The organism is Bradyrhizobium sp. 62B, from assembly GCF_030272265.2.
Lineage (GTDB): Bacteria > Pseudomonadota > Alphaproteobacteria > Rhizobiales > Xanthobacteraceae > Bradyrhizobium.
In genome coordinates, this window is the sequence record NZ_CP092841.2 from 3,928,087 (window position 1) to 3,943,279 (window position 15,193).

The 15,193-nt window shown below is 65.7% G+C and carries 15 protein-coding genes; 12 read left to right on the forward strand and 3 right to left on the reverse strand.

Annotated elements, in window-relative coordinates; translation table 11 throughout:
- Nucleotides 1-37: 37 nt before the first annotated feature.
- Complete coding sequence (locus ML401_RS18455) at nucleotides 38-595, reverse strand: biotin transporter BioY (RefSeq protein ID WP_285806511.1); 558 nt, start codon at nucleotides 593-595, stop codon at nucleotides 38-40.
- Between the two features lie 92 nt (nucleotides 596-687).
- Complete coding sequence (locus tag ML401_RS18460) at nucleotides 688-1,875, reverse strand: pyridoxal phosphate-dependent aminotransferase (protein WP_285806512.1); 1,188 nt, start codon at nucleotides 1,873-1,875, stop codon at nucleotides 688-690.
- Between the two features lie 191 nt (nucleotides 1,876-2,066).
- On the opposite strand from ML401_RS18460, the gene ML401_RS18465 reads away from it, so the two are divergent.
- The 10 genes from ML401_RS18465 (at nucleotide 2,067) to aat (ending at nucleotide 11,962) form a co-directional block, all read left to right on the forward strand.
- Nucleotides 2,067-3,467, forward strand: a complete 1,401-nt coding sequence (locus ML401_RS18465; RefSeq protein WP_194402291.1) for a M48 family metalloprotease — start codon at nucleotides 2,067-2,069, stop codon at nucleotides 3,465-3,467.
- A gap of 92 nt (nucleotides 3,468-3,559) precedes the next feature.
- Complete coding sequence (locus ML401_RS18470; RefSeq protein WP_285806513.1) at nucleotides 3,560-4,327, forward strand: DsbA family protein; 768 nt, start codon at nucleotides 3,560-3,562, stop codon at nucleotides 4,325-4,327.
- A 207-nt stretch (nucleotides 4,328-4,534) separates the two neighbouring features.
- Nucleotides 4,535-5,353, forward strand: coding sequence for a DUF1236 domain-containing protein (locus ML401_RS18475; RefSeq protein ID WP_211417225.1), 819 nt, complete (start codon nucleotides 4,535-4,537; stop codon nucleotides 5,351-5,353).
- A gap of 247 nt (nucleotides 5,354-5,600) precedes the next feature.
- Nucleotides 5,601-6,068, forward strand: coding sequence for a type II 3-dehydroquinate dehydratase (gene aroQ, locus ML401_RS18480; RefSeq protein WP_285806514.1), 468 nt, complete (start codon nucleotides 5,601-5,603; stop codon nucleotides 6,066-6,068).
- A 37-nt stretch (nucleotides 6,069-6,105) separates the two neighbouring features.
- Nucleotides 6,106-6,597 (forward strand): acetyl-CoA carboxylase biotin carboxyl carrier protein, encoded by a 492-nt coding sequence (gene accB / locus ML401_RS18485; protein WP_211417227.1) that lies wholly within the window; start codon nucleotides 6,106-6,108, stop codon nucleotides 6,595-6,597.
- Nucleotides 6,598-6,678: 81 nt separating this feature from the next.
- Nucleotides 6,679-8,037 carry an acetyl-CoA carboxylase biotin carboxylase subunit gene (gene accC / locus ML401_RS18490; RefSeq protein WP_285806515.1) on the forward strand — a complete coding sequence of 453 codons (1,359 nt, stop codon included), beginning with the start codon at nucleotides 6,679-6,681 and terminating at the stop codon, nucleotides 8,035-8,037.
- 107 nt (nucleotides 8,038-8,144) lie between these two features.
- Nucleotides 8,145-9,671 carry a CHASE3 domain-containing protein gene (locus ML401_RS18495; protein ID WP_211417229.1) on the forward strand — a complete coding sequence of 509 codons (1,527 nt, stop codon included), beginning with the start codon at nucleotides 8,145-8,147 and terminating at the stop codon, nucleotides 9,669-9,671.
- A complete protein-coding gene (locus tag ML401_RS18500; protein ID WP_194402298.1) occupies nucleotides 9,668-10,108 on the forward strand; it encodes a response regulator in 441 nt (146 codons plus the stop codon). Before ML401_RS18495 ends, ML401_RS18500 begins: the two co-directional genes overlap by 4 nt.
- Complete coding sequence (locus tag ML401_RS18505) at nucleotides 10,105-11,220, forward strand: sensor histidine kinase (protein ID WP_285806516.1); 1,116 nt, start codon at nucleotides 10,105-10,107, stop codon at nucleotides 11,218-11,220. The genes ML401_RS18500 and ML401_RS18505 overlap by 4 nt, the downstream gene beginning before the upstream one ends.
- 61 nt (nucleotides 11,221-11,281) lie before the next feature.
- The gene (gene aat, locus ML401_RS18510) at nucleotides 11,282-11,962 is read left to right on the forward strand and encodes a leucyl/phenylalanyl-tRNA--protein transferase (protein WP_194402300.1); all 681 of its coding nucleotides are present in this window, start codon (nucleotides 11,282-11,284) and stop codon (nucleotides 11,960-11,962) included.
- A gap of 7 nt (nucleotides 11,963-11,969) precedes the next feature.
- On the opposite strand, the gene ML401_RS18515 is transcribed toward aat, so the two are convergent.
- Nucleotides 11,970-13,004 (reverse strand): DUF2155 domain-containing protein, encoded by a 1,035-nt coding sequence (locus ML401_RS18515; protein WP_212066293.1) that lies wholly within the window; start codon nucleotides 13,002-13,004, stop codon nucleotides 11,970-11,972.
- A 206-nt stretch (nucleotides 13,005-13,210) separates the two neighbouring features.
- Here ML401_RS18515 and ML401_RS18520 point away from each other — a divergent pair, with 206 nt between their 5' ends.
- On the forward strand, nucleotides 13,211-14,158 hold the full coding sequence (locus ML401_RS18520) for an alpha/beta hydrolase (RefSeq protein ID WP_211417232.1): 948 nt from the start codon (nucleotides 13,211-13,213) through the stop codon (nucleotides 14,156-14,158).
- Between the two features lie 13 nt (nucleotides 14,159-14,171).
- Nucleotides 14,172-15,191 carry a Na+-dependent transporter gene (locus ML401_RS18525; protein ID WP_285806517.1) on the forward strand — a complete coding sequence of 340 codons (1,020 nt, stop codon included), beginning with the start codon at nucleotides 14,172-14,174 and terminating at the stop codon, nucleotides 15,189-15,191.
- Nucleotides 15,192-15,193: the final 2 nt, after the last annotated feature.

Genomic DNA, 15,193 nt, shown 5'->3' on the forward strand with positions numbered 1-15,193 from the left:
CCGGCCCTGTCAATTGGAACCGCGAATTTTGCGCGCTTTACCGGCGACGCTCGATCAGTCTTCGCGCAGCCGGCATCAACGTCGCGCCAAGCGCGTTCTTGACCAGCGAAGCCGCGACGAACGGCATGATGCCGACCTGCCAGGCCTTCGCAGCGCCGAGCCCGAGGCCGAACGCCAGCCAGCCGAACCCGGCGGCCAGAATGACGATATGGCCTATCGCCATCGCTGCAAACAGCAGCGCCACATTACGGTCCCAGCCGCGCTCGGCGAGCCAGCCGGTCACGAAAGCGGCCGCAATGAAACCGAACAGATAGCCCGCGGTCGGGCCAACCAGCGGCGCAATTCCACCCACCGGTCCAGCAAATACCGGCGCGCCAAGCGCACCCTCGGCGAGGTAGGCGATCATGGTTGCGCTGCCAAGACGCCAGCCATAGGCCGCGCCGATCATCAGCACCACCAGCGTCTGCAACGTCATGGGGACGTAGGGCAGCGGCAGGCTGACCTTGGCTGATAGCGCCATCAATGCGGTGCCGAGCACAACCAGCACGACGGCACGCACCGCACCGACCGTTTCACCCGGCCGGGTCGGCCACATCAATGCAGCGAGAGAAAAATGTGGCGCAGCAGCAGTCGGGACAGATCGGTGGTCAGACAAGATGAGCTCCGGATGTGGTCGAAAACTGGCGGCTATTTAAGCCAGTGAGCGATCCGGTCAACTGCCTCGCGCATTTCCCCGGGCGAGCGTGCATAGGAAAACCGAATGAACGATCGGCCATGAACGGGATCGAAATCGAGGCCCGGCGTCGCCGCAACACGTGCCTGTTCCAGCATCTGCTTGGCAAATTCGAAACTGTCCGAGGTGAAGTCCGAGACGTCGGCATAGAGATAAAATGCACCATCGGCCGGCAGGAATTTGGCGAGGCCGGCTTTCGGCAATCCCTCGATCAAGATCCGCCGGTTTTCCTGATAGCCATGCTTGATCGCCTCCATCTCCGCCGCGCCGTCGAAGGCAGCCTCTGCCGCGATCTGCGACAGCGACGGCACCGAGATCGACAGGTTCTGCTGCAGCCGCTCGATCGGCCGCACGAGGATTTCGGGCACGACCATCCAGCCGACGCGCCAGCCCGTCATGCAAAAATATTTCGAGAACGAGTTGATCACGAGGGCGTGCTCGGAGAGCGCGGCCGCGGTGACGGCCGGAAACGCATAATCGAGCCGGTGATAGATCTCGTCCGAGATGAAACGGATGCCGGCGTCTTCCGCCGCCGCGATCAGGCTGGCGAGCGCCTCGCGCGACATCATCGTCCCCGTCGGATTGGCGGGGCTGCCGACCAGCACGCCCTTCAGCGGCGCCTTGCGATGGGCGGCGAGCAACGCCTCGCCGGTGAGAGCATGGCGTGTCTCGTTCGTGGTCTCGATCAGCACCGGCTCGCAGCCGAGCGCGGTGAGGATATGACGGTAGGGCGGATAGCCCGGCACCGTCACGGCGACGCGGTCGCCCGGCTCGAACATCGACAGGAAGGCCAGGATGAACCCGCCGGAAGAGCCGGTCGTCACTACGATCCTGTCAGGGCTGACGTCGCAGCCATAGGCATCGCGGTAATGGCGCGCGATGCGCTCGCGCAAGGAGGGAATGCCGAGGGCGGAGGTATAATCGATCCGCCCGGTCTCGAGCGCGGTGTGGGCAGCCGCAATCGCGGTCCTGGGCGCCGCGGCCGCGGGCTGGCCGACCTCCATATGGATGACATGGCCCCCGGCGGCCTCGATTCGAGCCGCCGCGGCCATGACGTCCATCACCATGAACGGGGGAACATCGCTTCGGCGGGAGGGCTCGAGCCACTGCCCCAACCGGTTCCTTAAAGTCGCATCGTGCATTGATTTCTGCTATTTCGCTGGCGGGCCGGTGCGGCCGGTCCGGAAAACGGGGCGCTTGCGCCCCAGACTGGCCGCATTGTACGGCTCATAAGGGGAACGGCTGATAAGGGCATATCGCGTATCCGGCCCGCCGCCAATCGCCAAAACCAATCACGAAACTGCTGTCCAGACCGTTTGACCAAGACCGTTTGATGTCGCTCCAGATCGCATTGCGCAAGAAGGCTTCCGCCCTCACCGCCCTCGTTACGGCTGCGGCGATCGCGCTGACGCCGTTCTCCGCGGCGCACGCGCAAGCCAAAGGGCCGCCGGTCCTGCGCGACACCGAGACCGAGCAGCTGCTGCGCGAATATACGCGCCCGATCCTGCGTGCCGCGGGTCTGGAGAAGCAGAACATCCAGATGGTGATCCTCAACGACAACTCGTTCAACGCGTTCGTCGCCGATGGCCGCCGCATCTTCGTCAATTACGGCGCGATCCTTCAGTCGGAGACGCCGAACCAGATCATCGGCGTGCTCGCGCATGAGACCGGGCATCTGGCCGGCGGCCATCTGTCCAAGCTGCGTGAGCAGCTCGCCGCGGCACAGACCCAGATGATCATCGCGATGTTGCTCGGCGCCGGCGCGATCGCCGCCGGCAGCACGCGCAACAGCAGCGGCGGCAACAACGGGCTCGCCAATGCCGGCGCCGCTGCGATCTCGGCGCCGCAGGAGGTGATCCGCCGGTCGCTGCTGTCCTACCAGCGCCAGCAGGAGGAGAACGCCGACCGCGCCGGCGTGAAATTCCTGACCGCGACCCAGCAATCGCCGAAGGGCATGTACGAGACCTTCAAGCGCTTCACCAGCGAGAGCCTGTTCGCTGCGCGCGGCGCCGACCCCTATCTCCAGTCGCATCCGATGCCCGCCGAGCGCGTTGCCGCGCTGCAGGAGTTCGCGAGCTCCAGCCCCTATTGGAACAAGAAGGACGATGCCGCGCTCCAGCTCCGCCACGACATGGTGCGCGCCAAGATCTCCGCCTTCATGGAGCGGCCCGAGACGGTGTACCGCCGCTATCCCCAGACCAATGACAGCATGCCGGCGCGCTATGCCCGCGCCATCAGCACCTATCTGCACGGCGATTTGCGCAGCGCGCTCACCCAGATCGACGCGCTGATCCAGGTTCAGCCGAACAACCCGTACTTCTACGAGGTGCGCGGCCAGGCCCTCCTGGAAAGCGGCAAGCCGGCCGACGCCATCCCTGCCCTGCGCAAGGCTGTCGCACTCTCGAACAATTCACCCCTCATCGAGATGTTACTTGGGCAGGCTCTGGTTGGAACCGATAATAAGGCCTACACCGACGACGCCGTTCGGATTCTCCGCGCCGCGGTGGCGCGGGAGCCCGAGGCCATCCTCGGTTATAGCCAGCTCGCGATGGCCTATGGCCGGAAGGGAGATTATGCCGAGGCGGATCTCGCATCGGCCCAGGCCGCTTACTTGCGCGGCGACAACAAGACCGCCCGCGAGCTCGCCACGCGCGCGAAAACCCGTTTTGCCGTCGGTACGCCCGGATGGGTCAAGGCCGACGACATCGTGGCGGCCAAGCCGCCGCGCAACTGACACCACGACGCCTGACACCACGACGTCACGACCGTAGCTTTAAGTCCGCCGGGACGTATTCCGAAACCTGCTTTGGATAAGAGGATTTGCCTATGCCTTCGCTGCGCCTGCTTGCTCCCGCGTTGTTTGCGCTCGCCATGTTCGGCGCAGCCGTGCCTGCATCGGCAGACAGCTTCTCCGATACCCAGCGCACCGACATCGAGACGATCATCAAGAACTATCTCGTCAGCCATCCCGAGGTGCTCGAGGAGGCCATGGCCGAGCTCAGCAAGCGTCAGGCCGCGGCCGAGACGCAGAAGCACGAGGCCAGCATCGCGCAGAACGCCGACGCGATCTTCAACTCGCCGCGCCAGGTCGTGCTCGGCAACAAGGACGGTGACGTCACCTTCGTCGAGTTCTTCGATTACAATTGCGGCTACTGCAAGCGCGCGATGGACGACATGCTCACCATCATGAAAGGCGATTCGAAGCTGAAGGTCGTGCTGAAGGAGTTTCCGGTGCTCAGCCAGGGCTCTGTCGAAGCGGCGCAGGTCGCGGTTGCCGTGCGCATGCAGGATCCCACCGGCAAGAAATATCTCGACTTTCACCAGAAGCTGCTCGGTGGCCGCGGCGCCGCCGACAAGGCACGCGCGCTTCAAGCGGCCAAGGAAGCCGGCCTCGACACCGCGAGGATCGAGAAGGACATCGCCAGCCCCGAGGTGCGCGCCACCATCGAGGAGAATTTCAAGCTCGCTGAAGCGATGGGCATGAACGGCACGCCGAGCTACGTCATCGGCAAGCAGATCGTGATCGGCGCCGTCGGCGCCGAAGGCCTCAAGGAAAAGATCGGCATCGCCCGCTGCGGCAAGGCGACTTGTTGATCGCACGTATTGCGATCGTGAAACACGAAGAGGCCGGCTGGAAAGCCGGCCTTTTTTCTTGCGCGAAGCTTGGCGTCTTCGTGCAAGTTCATTCATCTGGCGTTCAACAAACAAATGCCGCGGAACAGCCGAAGTTCCGGAACAACTGAAACCTCCTTTCGTTGTTGGCGCGGGCAATGACGCAAAGAAACACGTGAGGAGAATTCGATGTTGAACCGCTTTATGATCTCAGTTGCCGCAGTCGCCCTCGTTGCGGGCGCCGGTCTGGCGAACGCACAGGACAAGGGTCGCGATAGCGGCGCTGGTTCGCAGCAGATGCAGCACTCCCAGCCCTCCGGCGGCGCCGCTGAGCGCGGCGGCTCGATGGGCCGCGATTCCGTGAGCCATGACAAGGGTACCGTTGGCCAGGCCGGCGGCGCCATGAAGCCCGGCGACGACAAGTCGTCCGGCGCGATGCAGAAATCCGGCGCCACGGAAAAGTCCGGCGGGATGGAAAAGTCCGGCACGATGAACAAGAACGCGGCTGACGAGAAGGCCGGCATGAAGGGCGAGCACGCCCAGGGCACGCAGGATAAGTCTGCGCAGGACAAGTCGAAGAGCATGAGCTCGGACTCGACGACCAAGTCCGATTCCACCAAGTCCGGTGCCAAGGACATGAAGGCCGAGGACAACAAGGCCGGCGACGCTGCCAAGAGCAACAATGCCGAGAACCGCCCGGCCTCCACCGACACCAAGTCGCAGACCACGACCGGCAACGCTCCGGCCACCGCCGCCGCGCCGCCGCCCGAGAAGCGGACGGAAATCTCGACCGCGATCAAGTCGACCAAGATCGAGGAGACCACGAACGTCAACTTCAACATCTCGGTCGGCACCGCGGTCCCGGCGTCCGTCCACTTCCACCCGCTGCCGCCCCGGATCGTCGAGATCTACCCGCAGTGGCGTGGCTATGAAGTGATCTTCGTCCGCGGCCAGTACGTCATCGTCCGTCCGCAGACGCGCGAGATCGTGTACATCATCGAGGGCTAAGCCGCTCGCTGACCGCCAAACGAGCCCCTGCCGAAAGATCGGCAGGGGCTTTTGGCCTATGGACCCGCGCGTCTCGGCCGCCAGCCATCCTTTGGACTGGTTAACAAGCAATTTCCGTGGTTTCCACACAGGTTTTTGCGCACTGGATGAGGTACTTGACCCCCTCCGGGAGGCCTTCAAGGCTTCCCCTCACGCGCTTTGTTACCTATAACCCCCGCCACGCCGAGCACCTCTTTGCGGGATTGGAATGGCCGAACCAGCAACCGACACGATCCTCGTCCTGAACGGGCCGAACCTCAACATGTTGGGGACGCGCGAGCCGGAGAAGTATGGCCACGCGACGCTGGCTGACGTCGAGGCGCTGTGCCGGGAGACGGCGGCGACGTTCGGTCTCAAGGCGGATTGCCGGCAGTCCAACCGCGAGGGCGAGCTGATCGACTTCATCCACGAGGCGCATCGCCGCAAGATGAAGGGCATCATCATCAATGCCGGCGGCTATTCGCACACCTCGATCGCGCTGCACGACGCATTGCTTGCGGTTCAGATCCCGACGGTCGAAGTGCACGTGACCAACATCCACGCCCGCGAGAGCTTTCGTCACCACTCCTATACGGCACGCGCGGCCTTCGCCTCGCTCTGCGGTTTCGGCATCGAGGGCTACCGCCTCGCCATCCAGGGCCTTGCCGCCGGGCTTGCCATCAAGCCCAAAGCCTGAAGCTCCCTCATCAATCAGAACATTCGGATCAAACAACATGGCGCGCCAGCCAGACGACAAAGCAGCCGCAAAGTTTTCCAGCGAGGATTCCGCGCTCGTCCGCGAGCTCGCGCTTCTGCTCGATGAGACCAGCCTCACCGAGATCGAGATCGAACGTGCCGGCCTGCGCCTGCGCGTCGCCCGTAACATCAGCGTTGCCGCGACCATGCCTGTGCCGATGGCTGCGGCTCCCGCCGCCCTGCCGGCAGCCTCCGCCTCGCCTGCTGCCGCCACCGGCCCCGACCTGTCCAAGCATCCTGGCGCGGTCAGCTCGCCGATGGTCGGCACCGCCTATTGGGCGCCGGAGCCCGGTGCCAAGCCGTTCATCGAGGTCGGCAGCAAGGTCTCGGTCGGACAGACGCTGCTGATCATCGAAGCCATGAAGACCATGAACCAGATCCCCTCGCCGCGCGCCGGCACGGTGACGCAGATCCTGGTCGAGGACGGCCAGCCGGTCGAGTACGGCGAGCCGCTCGTCATCATTGAGTGAGGGATCGGCGAACAGCGGGGGAGCGAATAGTTACTCCTGCCTGTTCGCCATTCGCTATTTCCCGTTCGCCCCCGAGGCACCATGTTCGACAAGATCCTCATAGCCAATCGCGGCGAGATCGCCCTTCGCATCCTCAGGGCCTGCAAGGAGCTCGGGATCGCAACGGTCGCCGTGCACTCCACCGCCGACGCCGATGCCATGCATGTGCGCCTGTCGGACGAGAGCGTGTGCATCGGCCCGCCCGCCTCCAAGGACAGCTATCTCAACGTCCCCGCGCTGCTCGCCGCCTGCGAGATCACCGGCGCCGACGCCGTGCATCCCGGCTACGGCTTCCTGTCGGAGAATGCGCGCTTCGCGGAAATCCTGTCCGAGCACAATCTGCATTTTATCGGCCCCAAGGCCGAGCACATCCGCCTGATGGGCGACAAGATCGAGGCGAAGAAGACCGCCAAGCGCCTCGGCATCCCCGTGGTGCCCGGCTCCGACGGTGCGGTCGGTCCCGACGACGATGCCCTGGCGATCGCAAGGAAGATCGGCTTTCCCGTGCTGGTGAAGGCGGCGGCCGGCGGCGGCGGCCGCGGCATGAAGGTCGCGCACAGCGAGGCCGATCTGCAGGTGGCGCTGTCGACGGCGGCCAACGAGGCCAAATCCGCCTTCGGCGATGCCTCCGTCTACCTGGAAAAATACCTCCAGAAGCCGCGCCACATCGAGATCCAGATTCTCGGCGACGGCCGCGGCGGCGCGATCCATCTCGGCGAGCGCGACTGCTCGCTGCAACGCCGCCACCAGAAGGTCTGGGAGGAAGGCCCCTCGCCCGTCCTTTCCGCCGCCGCGCGGGCCAAGATCGGCGAGACCTGTGCGAAGGCCATGCGCGAGATGAAATATCTCGGCGTCGGCACCATCGAATTCCTGTTCGAGGACGGCGAGTTCTACTTCATCGAGATGAACACCCGCATCCAGGTCGAGCATCCCGTCACCGAGAGCATCACCGACATCGACCTTGTGCTGGAGCAGATCCGCATCGCCGCCGGCGGCGACCTGCCCGCCAAGCAGGACGAGATCCAGGTCATCGGCCACGCCATCGAGTGCCGCATCAATGCCGAGAACCCCGAGACCTTCCGCCCCTCGCCCGGCCGCATACTGCAATACCATCCACCGGGCGGCCTCGGCGTCCGCATCGATTCCGCCGTCTACCAGGGCTACATGATCCCGCCCTATTACGATTCCCTGGTCGGCAAGCTGATCGTGCACGGCAAGACCCGCGCCGAATGCCTGATGCGGCTCCGCCGGGCGCTGGACGAGATGGTGGTGGAAGGCATCGAGACCACGCTGCCGCTGTTCCGCGCGCTGGTGCGCGAAGACGACATCATCAACGGCGACTACCACATCCACTGGCTGGAACAGTACCTGGCCGGCAAGGCGGTACCCGCCCCGCGATAATATTCGCCGCCTTCGGGAACCCTTTGGCCTCAATCGCGTTCTGGACGGTTGGGGCTAGTTCCAAGGGGGCGTTTTGAAATCCACTGCACGTAAACAGGTGAACCGTCGTGACGGCTGAAGCCCAACGACGGCGGGCGTTCTGGCAGATCCTGCTGATCGCGGCGGGTCTCGTGGTGCTGACTGTGATCAGCGCCGGCTCGGTCTACCTCGTCAACAAGGCGCGGGAAGACAGCAAATGGGTGGTCCATACCATCGAGGCGGAGAGCCAGATCAACGCCCTGCTGCTGGAGATCCGCCGTGCGGAGAGCAGCGCCCGCGGCTTTCTCCTGACGCAAGGACCGGATTTCCAGTCGGACCACGAGAAAGCCGTGGCGGCGATCATTCCGGCGCTCGACAAGCTCACGCGCCAGATCGGCGACAATCCGGCACAACGCGACAGCATCGAGAAGCTGAGCGCGGCGATCGAGACCCGGCTCGACCAGTTCTCGCGCGAGATGAAGTTCGTCAGGGAGGGCCAACCCGACCGCGCCATTGCGCTGATCCGCGAGGCCGTGGCGGCCAATACCACGACCACGATCAGCAACCAGGCCAACGCGATGATCCGCGAGGAGGAACGGCTGTTCCGGCTCCGAACGGAAAACTCCGACCGCAGTCAGACCCTCGCTGCGTCGATGACCGGCATCGGCTCCGGCCTCGTCGTCCTGCTGGCCCTGATCTCGACCTGGCTGGTGCGGCGCTCGGCGCGGGCCCGTGACGAGGCCGAAGCGCGCCTGCGCGACTCCAACGTCAATCTGGAATCCGTCGTCGACGAACGCACGGCGGATTTGCGCGAGGCCAACGACGAGATCCAGCGCTTCGCCTATATCGTCAGCCACGATCTGCGCTCGCCGCTCGTCAACATCATGGGCTTCACCAGCGAGCTCGAAGAGCTCGGCGGCGATATCTTCCGCCGCATCGGCAGCCTCGCCCAGGTTTCTGCGAACGGGGCGCCCCTCGCCCCCGCCGGACCGGGCGAGATGGTGCTCGATGGCGCCGACAAGCAGCTGTCGGAAGATTTTTCCGAAGCCCTCGGCTTCATCAAATCGTCGATCGCCAAGATGGACCGGCTGATCTCGGCAATCCTCAACCTCACCCGCGAGGGCCGGCGCGAATTCCAGCCGGTGAAGATCGACACAGGCGAGCTGATCGAGGCCATCGTGTCGACGCTGGCGCACCAGGCGGCCGAGGCGCAGGCCGAGATCCATCTCGAGCCGCTGCCTGACATCGTGAGCGACCGGCTCGCGCTCGAGCAGATCTTCTCCAACCTGATCGACAACGCGATCAAATATCTGAAGCGCGGGGTACCCGGAGACATCAGAATCCGCGGGCGAACCAAGCTCGGTTACGCTATCTTCGAGATCAGCGACAACGGCCGGGGGATCGATCCGAAGGATCACCAGCGGATATTCGACCTGTTCCGCCGCGCGGGAACCCAGGACAAGCCCGGCCAGGGCATTGGTCTTGCGCATGTGCGTGCACTTGTGCGTCGCCTCGGCGGCACCATGTCGGTATCATCGGAACTGAACGCGGGCAGCACCTTCACGATCACGCTGCCGATCGCCTGGAACGTGAACAACCGGAACAGAGATCGATGACCCAGCCTGTCACCATCATCATGATCGAGGACGACGAGGGCCACGCCCGCCTGATCGAGCGCAACATCCGCCGCTCGGGGGTCAACAACGAGATCGTCTCCTTCCAGAACGGCACGGATGCGATGCTGCATTTGTTCGGCGCCGACGGCAGCGGCCTCGTGCAGAAGGGCAATGCGCTTCTGATCCTGCTCGACCTCAACCTGCCCGACATGACCGGGATCGACATCCTCCGGCAGATCAAGGAAAACAAATATCTGAAGGCTTCGCCCGTGGTGGTGCTGACCACCACCGACGATTCCCAGGAAATCAAGCGTTGCTACGAGCTCGGCTGCAACGTCTACATCACCAAGCCCGTCAATTACGAGAATTTCGCCAATGCCATCCGGCAGCTCGGCCTGTTCTTCTCGGTCATCCAGGTCCCGCCCGCCGCCCCATGAACCAGCGCACGCCGACACTGCTCTACATCGACGACGACGGTGCGCTGGCGCGCCTGGTCGAACGCGGCCTGACGCGGCGCGGCTACAGGGTCGTCCACGCCGCGAGCGGCGAGGAAGGCCTGGAGCGCATCCGCCGCGCGGGTGTCCAAGGCAATATCGATGGCGGCATCGACGTGGTCGCGCTCGACCAGTACATGCCCGGCCTCGACGGGCTGGAGACGCTCGAGCAGATCATGGCGATCCCGGACGCGCCGCCGGTCGTGTTCGTCACGGCCTCGCAGGATTCCAGCATCGCCGTCACCGCGCTGAAGGCGGGTGCGGCCGATTATCTCGTCAAGGACGTCACCGGCGATTTCATCCCCCTGCTCCACGTCGCCGCCGAAGGCGCGCTGCGCCAGGCCGAACTGCAGCGGGCGCGCGAGGAGGCCGAAGCCGAGATCCACGCCTCGCGCGACCGCTACGCGGCCCTTGCTGCCGAGCGCGAGCTGCTGCTGCGCGAGGTCAACCACCGCGTCGGCAATTCGCTCCAGATCATCGCCTCGCTGCTGCACCTTCAGGCAAGCTCCGCCGCCCAGGACGAGGTCAAGGCGGCGCTGACCAATGCGATGGGCCGCGTCGCCGCGGTCGCGCAAGTGCACCGCCGCCTCTACACCTCGCAGGATCTGAAGAGCGTGGTGCTGAACCAGTATCTGGATTCCCTGCTCGAGGATCTGCGCCGTTCGGCCGAAGGCAACCGGATGTCGCGCCTGACGCTGAAGGCCGAGCCGATCGAGATCGATCCGGACCGCGCGGTTGCCGTCGGCATCATCGTCAACGAGCTGGTGATGAACGCAGTGAAATACGCCTATCCCGACGGCGCCGGCCCGATCCATGTCGAGCTGAACGCGAAAGGAGACGATCTCCTGCTGTCGATCACCGACAACGGCGTCGGCGACGCCGTCAAGGCCGATCCGCGCTCCACCGGCATGGGCCAGCGCATCGTCGCGGCGATGGCCGCCAAGCTCGACGCCACGGTCGAGCGCGATCCCAGCCATTCCGGAACCCGGATCGTGCTGAAGTTCGGCCGCCTGCCCGCAGTTCCCGGCAAGACCAGCACCGCCGCCGCAAGCTGAACGCGCGCCCTGCTGTGCACCCCATCGCAACGGCATCGCGATCCTGCTATGGTCGCGAACCATGACTTCGCGCGACTCCGCTCCGTCTGAAATCACCCCGGCCGTGCTGCTGCGCGCCTATGCCTGCGGCATCTTCCCGATGGCGGAAAGCGCCGACGATCCGACCCTGTTCTGGGTCGAGCCGGAATTGCGCGGCGTCATCCCCCTCGACGGATTTCGCGTCGCCTCGCGGCTCGCGCGCACCGTGCGCTCGGACGTCTTTCGCGTCACCGTCAACACCGCGTTCAAGGCGACGATCGCGGGCTGCGCCGCGCCGCAGGAAGGGCGCGAGGACACCTGGATCAACAAGCGCATCCGCGACCTCTATGGCGGCCTGTATCAGCTCGGCCATTGCCACAGCGTCGAGGCCTGGCAGGGTGAGGATCTCGTCGGCGGCCTGTACGGCGTCAGCCTGGGCCGCGCCTTCTTCGGCGAGAGCATGTTTCACACCGCGCGCGATGCCTCGAAGGTCGCGCTGGTGCATCTGGTCGCGCGGCTGATCCATGGCGGGTTCGAGCTGCTCGACACGCAATATGTCACGGAGCATTTGAAAAGCTTCGGCGCGGTCGAGATCTCGCGGCGGCGCTATACCGCCTTGCTCGACAAGGCGCTGGCGGGCGAGCCCGGCGATTTCCTCAGGCTCTCACCCGGTGACGCGATCCCGGGCGCGCGTGCGCTCGAGATCATCGCTTCGCGGCAATAATCCAGATTTACCGGCTACCAAACCCGGGGATACCGAACAGACCCGGCCGCTGCTCCGGCGGCGGGGGCGGCGGTGGTGCCGGCTGCTGCTGCTGGATCGGCGGCAGAGGCTGCGGCGGACGCTGCTGCACCTGCTTCGGCGCGGCCTTCTTCTGCGCGGGCGGCGGTGGCGGTGCCGGCTTGGTCGCGGGATCCGGCGCGGCGGTCGCGATGGTCTGCTGCGGCTCTTTGCAGTCGGTAAGCCAGATGTCGTAGATCGGGTGCTCGACGCCATGCAGGCCGGGGCTTGCCGCGTACATCCAGCCCGAGAAGATGCGCTTCACCTCGCCCTGCAAGGTGATCTCGTCGACCTCGACGAAGGCGTCGGTGTTGGTGGCCTCCGTTGCCGGCCGCGTGTAGCAGGCGTCGGTCTTGACCCTGAGCGCGCCGAACTGGACGGTCTCGCCGATCTCCTCGTCGAAATTGATGATGCGTCCGGTGATCTTGTCGAGGCCGGAGAAGGTCGCCTTCTTGTTCACGATCTTCTGCGCCGGCGGCTCGGTGACGACCTCGTCGCCCGGCTGCAGGCTTGCCGGGGTCTGCGGCACGGCGCCGGGAGCGCCCTTCTGCTGCGGCTGGCGCTGGCCGGGCGCACCTGGCTGGGCACCGCCCGGCGGCGCGACCGCCACGGGCGGCTGGTTCGGCGGAGCGACGGTGGAGCCCGGCGGCGGCGCCAGCGGCTGGCTCTCGACCGGTCCCGGCATCACATTGCCCTGCCGGCCCGGCGGCGGAGGCATCGGGCGCGACGGCAGCACGCGGCCCTGCGGCGGCAGCTCCGGCACCTCTTCGTCGTCGTCGGGAATCTGCTGCGGCTGCGGCTGGCCGCGCGGAATTGTGCCGGGCGGCCGCATCGGCGGCGGGTCGGAAAAGATCGTGCCGATTTGCGCCTGAGCCGGCGTCGCAACCGTCAGCGCGGTGGCGGCCAAAAGCGCCGCAAGACCTGTCAGGGTAATGGTTCGAAACATCTCGCGCGGCTTCAACAGCGAATCGGGCTTGTTGGACATTCTACAGGGGTTACCGCCGCTCGCAGGCCATCCGGTTAACACGGCGAATACGGCGGGGGAAGGGCGGCAACCCTGCCCTTCCCGGCCCCATCTGGCCAGACCGGCACCTGAATGGGATAGTCGCGGAGCCCCTCCCGGGGGCGCAGAGGCGGGCATCTCCCGAAAATGCAGCCAACCATAACCAGAAACCTCCCGAGGTCGCTCCCATGCCCGTCGTGCTCGATCCCGATGCCGCCGCCGTCTACAAGGCCTTCCAGGAGGCCGGCCGCCCCGCCTACGAGACCCTGACCGCACCGGAGGCCCGCGCGTATTACGCGCAGGCGCGCTTTGCCACCAATCCTGACGCGCCCGAGCTCGCCCGCGTTGAGCCGCTCTCGATCCCGGCCCCGCACGGCGCCATTCCCGCCCGCCTTTATGTTCCCAAGGAGCCGCGCCGGCACGACGGCCTGTCGCCCGCGCTGGTGTTCTTCCATGGCGGCGGCTGGGTGATCGGCGATCTCGACTCCCACGATGTCGTCTGCCGACAGCTCGCGGTCGAAGGCGCGCTGGTCGTGATCTCGGTCGATTACCGTCTCGCGCCTGAGCACAAATTTCCCGCCGCCGCCGACGACGCGATCGCCGCAACCAGATGGGTTGCCGCCAACGCGCGCGAGCTCGGCATCGACGCGTCCCGGCTGTCGATCGGGGGCGACAGCGCCGGCGGCAATCTCACCGCAGTCGTCGCGCTCGCCGCGCGCGACGCCGGCGGGCCTGCCCTCGCGGGCCAGGTGCTGATCTATCCCGCCACCGATTTCGCCCTCACCCATGGCTCCCACAGCGAGCCCGAGACCAGCGTGCTGCTGACGCATTCGGTGATCCGCTGGTTTCGCGACCATTATCTGAACGGCGCCGCCGACATCCACGATTGGCGCGCCTCGCCGGCGCGGGCGCAAAGCCTGGCGGGCCTGCCGCCGGCCTATGTGCTGACCGCGGGCGCCGATCCCTTGCGCGACGAAGGCAACGAATACGCCGCGCGCCTCAAGCAAGCCGGCGTCCCCGTGACGACCAGCCATTATCCCGGCCAATTCCATGGCTTCTTCACGATGGGCAAGCTGTTGCGAGAGGCCAATGTCGCCGTCGGCGAGATCGGCGCATGGCTGAAGGGATTGGGCTGAAACGCCGTCCCGCATGGCCTCTCCGCTCCAATCCATCTCCGCTCTCCCGCTGCGCGTCCTGACCTGGCTCGGCAGCCAGGGCACGCGCGGCGTCGCCGCCATCGTGTTCATCGCGGCCGCGGTGCCGCCGCTCGGCGCATTGCTGCGTCCCTATCTCACCGAGGCCATTCTCTGCCTGCTCTGCATCTCCTTCATGCGGGTCGACCTGGCCGCGCTGTACAGCCATCTGCGCCGGCCGGCGCTGGTTGCGACAGCGACCGCCTGGACCACGATCGGCGTGCCGCTGATCGTCGGTCTGATCGCGCACGCAACCGGCCTTACGGCGCGCGCGCCCGGACTGTCGCTCGCACTGATGCTGCAGAGCATGGCCTCGCCGATGATGGCCTCCCCAGCCCTCGCCGCACTGATGGGTCTCGATGCCACGCTCGTGCTAATCACGCTGGTGACCTCGACCGCGCTGGTGCCCTTTACCGCCTCGGTCTTCGCCGGCCTCTTCCTCGGCGACATGCTGAGCATCACCCCGCTGACGCTGGGCCTGAAGCTGCTGGGCATCCTCGCCGCGTCTTTACTGGCCGCCACGATCATCCGATGGATGTTCGGCGCGGAGGCGATCCGGCGTCACAAGACGCCGATCGACGGCCTCAACATCATCATCCTCTTCATCTTCGCCGCCGCGATCATGGGCGACGTCGTGAGCGACCTCCTCGCACAGCCGCTCTTCACCCTCAGCCTCGCAGCTCTGTCCTTCGCGATCTATTTCACCCTTCTCGCGATCACCACGCTGCTGTTCCGCCACATCGGCACCGAGCGCGCGCTGGCGCTCGGACTGATGGTGTCACAGCGCAATCTCGGCCTGATGCTGGCGGCAACCGCCGGCGCCTTGCCGCCCACCACCTGGCTCTATTTCGCGATGACGCAGTTTCCGATCCACCTTGCGCCGTACCTGCTGATGCCGATCGCGCGGCGGCTGACCGGGGGCGCGAATGCGTCCGACGGTGCGGCAGCTGACCGAAAGCTGGAGGCTCGGCCGTAACC

Coding starts and splice junctions, on each gene's coding strand:
- ML401_RS18460 (WP_285806512.1), bottom strand. CDS start 1,875: ATGCACGATGCGACTTTAAGGAACCGGTTGGGGCAGTGGCTCGAGCCC.
- ML401_RS18505 (WP_285806516.1), top strand. CDS start 10,105: ATGAACCAGCGCACGCCGACACTGCTCTACATCGACGACGACGGTGCG.
- ML401_RS18465 (WP_194402291.1), top strand. CDS start 2,067: ATGTCGCTCCAGATCGCATTGCGCAAGAAGGCTTCCGCCCTCACCGCC.
- ML401_RS18475 (WP_211417225.1), top strand. CDS start 4,535: ATGTTGAACCGCTTTATGATCTCAGTTGCCGCAGTCGCCCTCGTTGCG.
- ML401_RS18515 (WP_212066293.1), bottom strand. CDS start 13,004: ATGTCCAACAAGCCCGATTCGCTGTTGAAGCCGCGCGAGATGTTTCGA.
- accC (WP_285806515.1), top strand. CDS start 6,679: ATGTTCGACAAGATCCTCATAGCCAATCGCGGCGAGATCGCCCTTCGC.
- ML401_RS18520 (WP_211417232.1), top strand. CDS start 13,211: ATGCCCGTCGTGCTCGATCCCGATGCCGCCGCCGTCTACAAGGCCTTC.
- ML401_RS18525 (WP_285806517.1), top strand. CDS start 14,172: ATGGCCTCTCCGCTCCAATCCATCTCCGCTCTCCCGCTGCGCGTCCTG.
- ML401_RS18470 (WP_285806513.1), top strand. CDS start 3,560: ATGCCTTCGCTGCGCCTGCTTGCTCCCGCGTTGTTTGCGCTCGCCATG.
- aat (WP_194402300.1), top strand. CDS start 11,282: ATGACTTCGCGCGACTCCGCTCCGTCTGAAATCACCCCGGCCGTGCTG.
- ML401_RS18455 (WP_285806511.1), bottom strand. CDS start 595: ATGTGGCCGACCCGGCCGGGTGAAACGGTCGGTGCGGTGCGTGCCGTC.
- aroQ (WP_285806514.1), top strand. CDS start 5,601: ATGGCCGAACCAGCAACCGACACGATCCTCGTCCTGAACGGGCCGAAC.
- ML401_RS18500 (WP_194402298.1), top strand. CDS start 9,668: ATGACCCAGCCTGTCACCATCATCATGATCGAGGACGACGAGGGCCAC.
- accB (WP_211417227.1), top strand. CDS start 6,106: ATGGCGCGCCAGCCAGACGACAAAGCAGCCGCAAAGTTTTCCAGCGAG.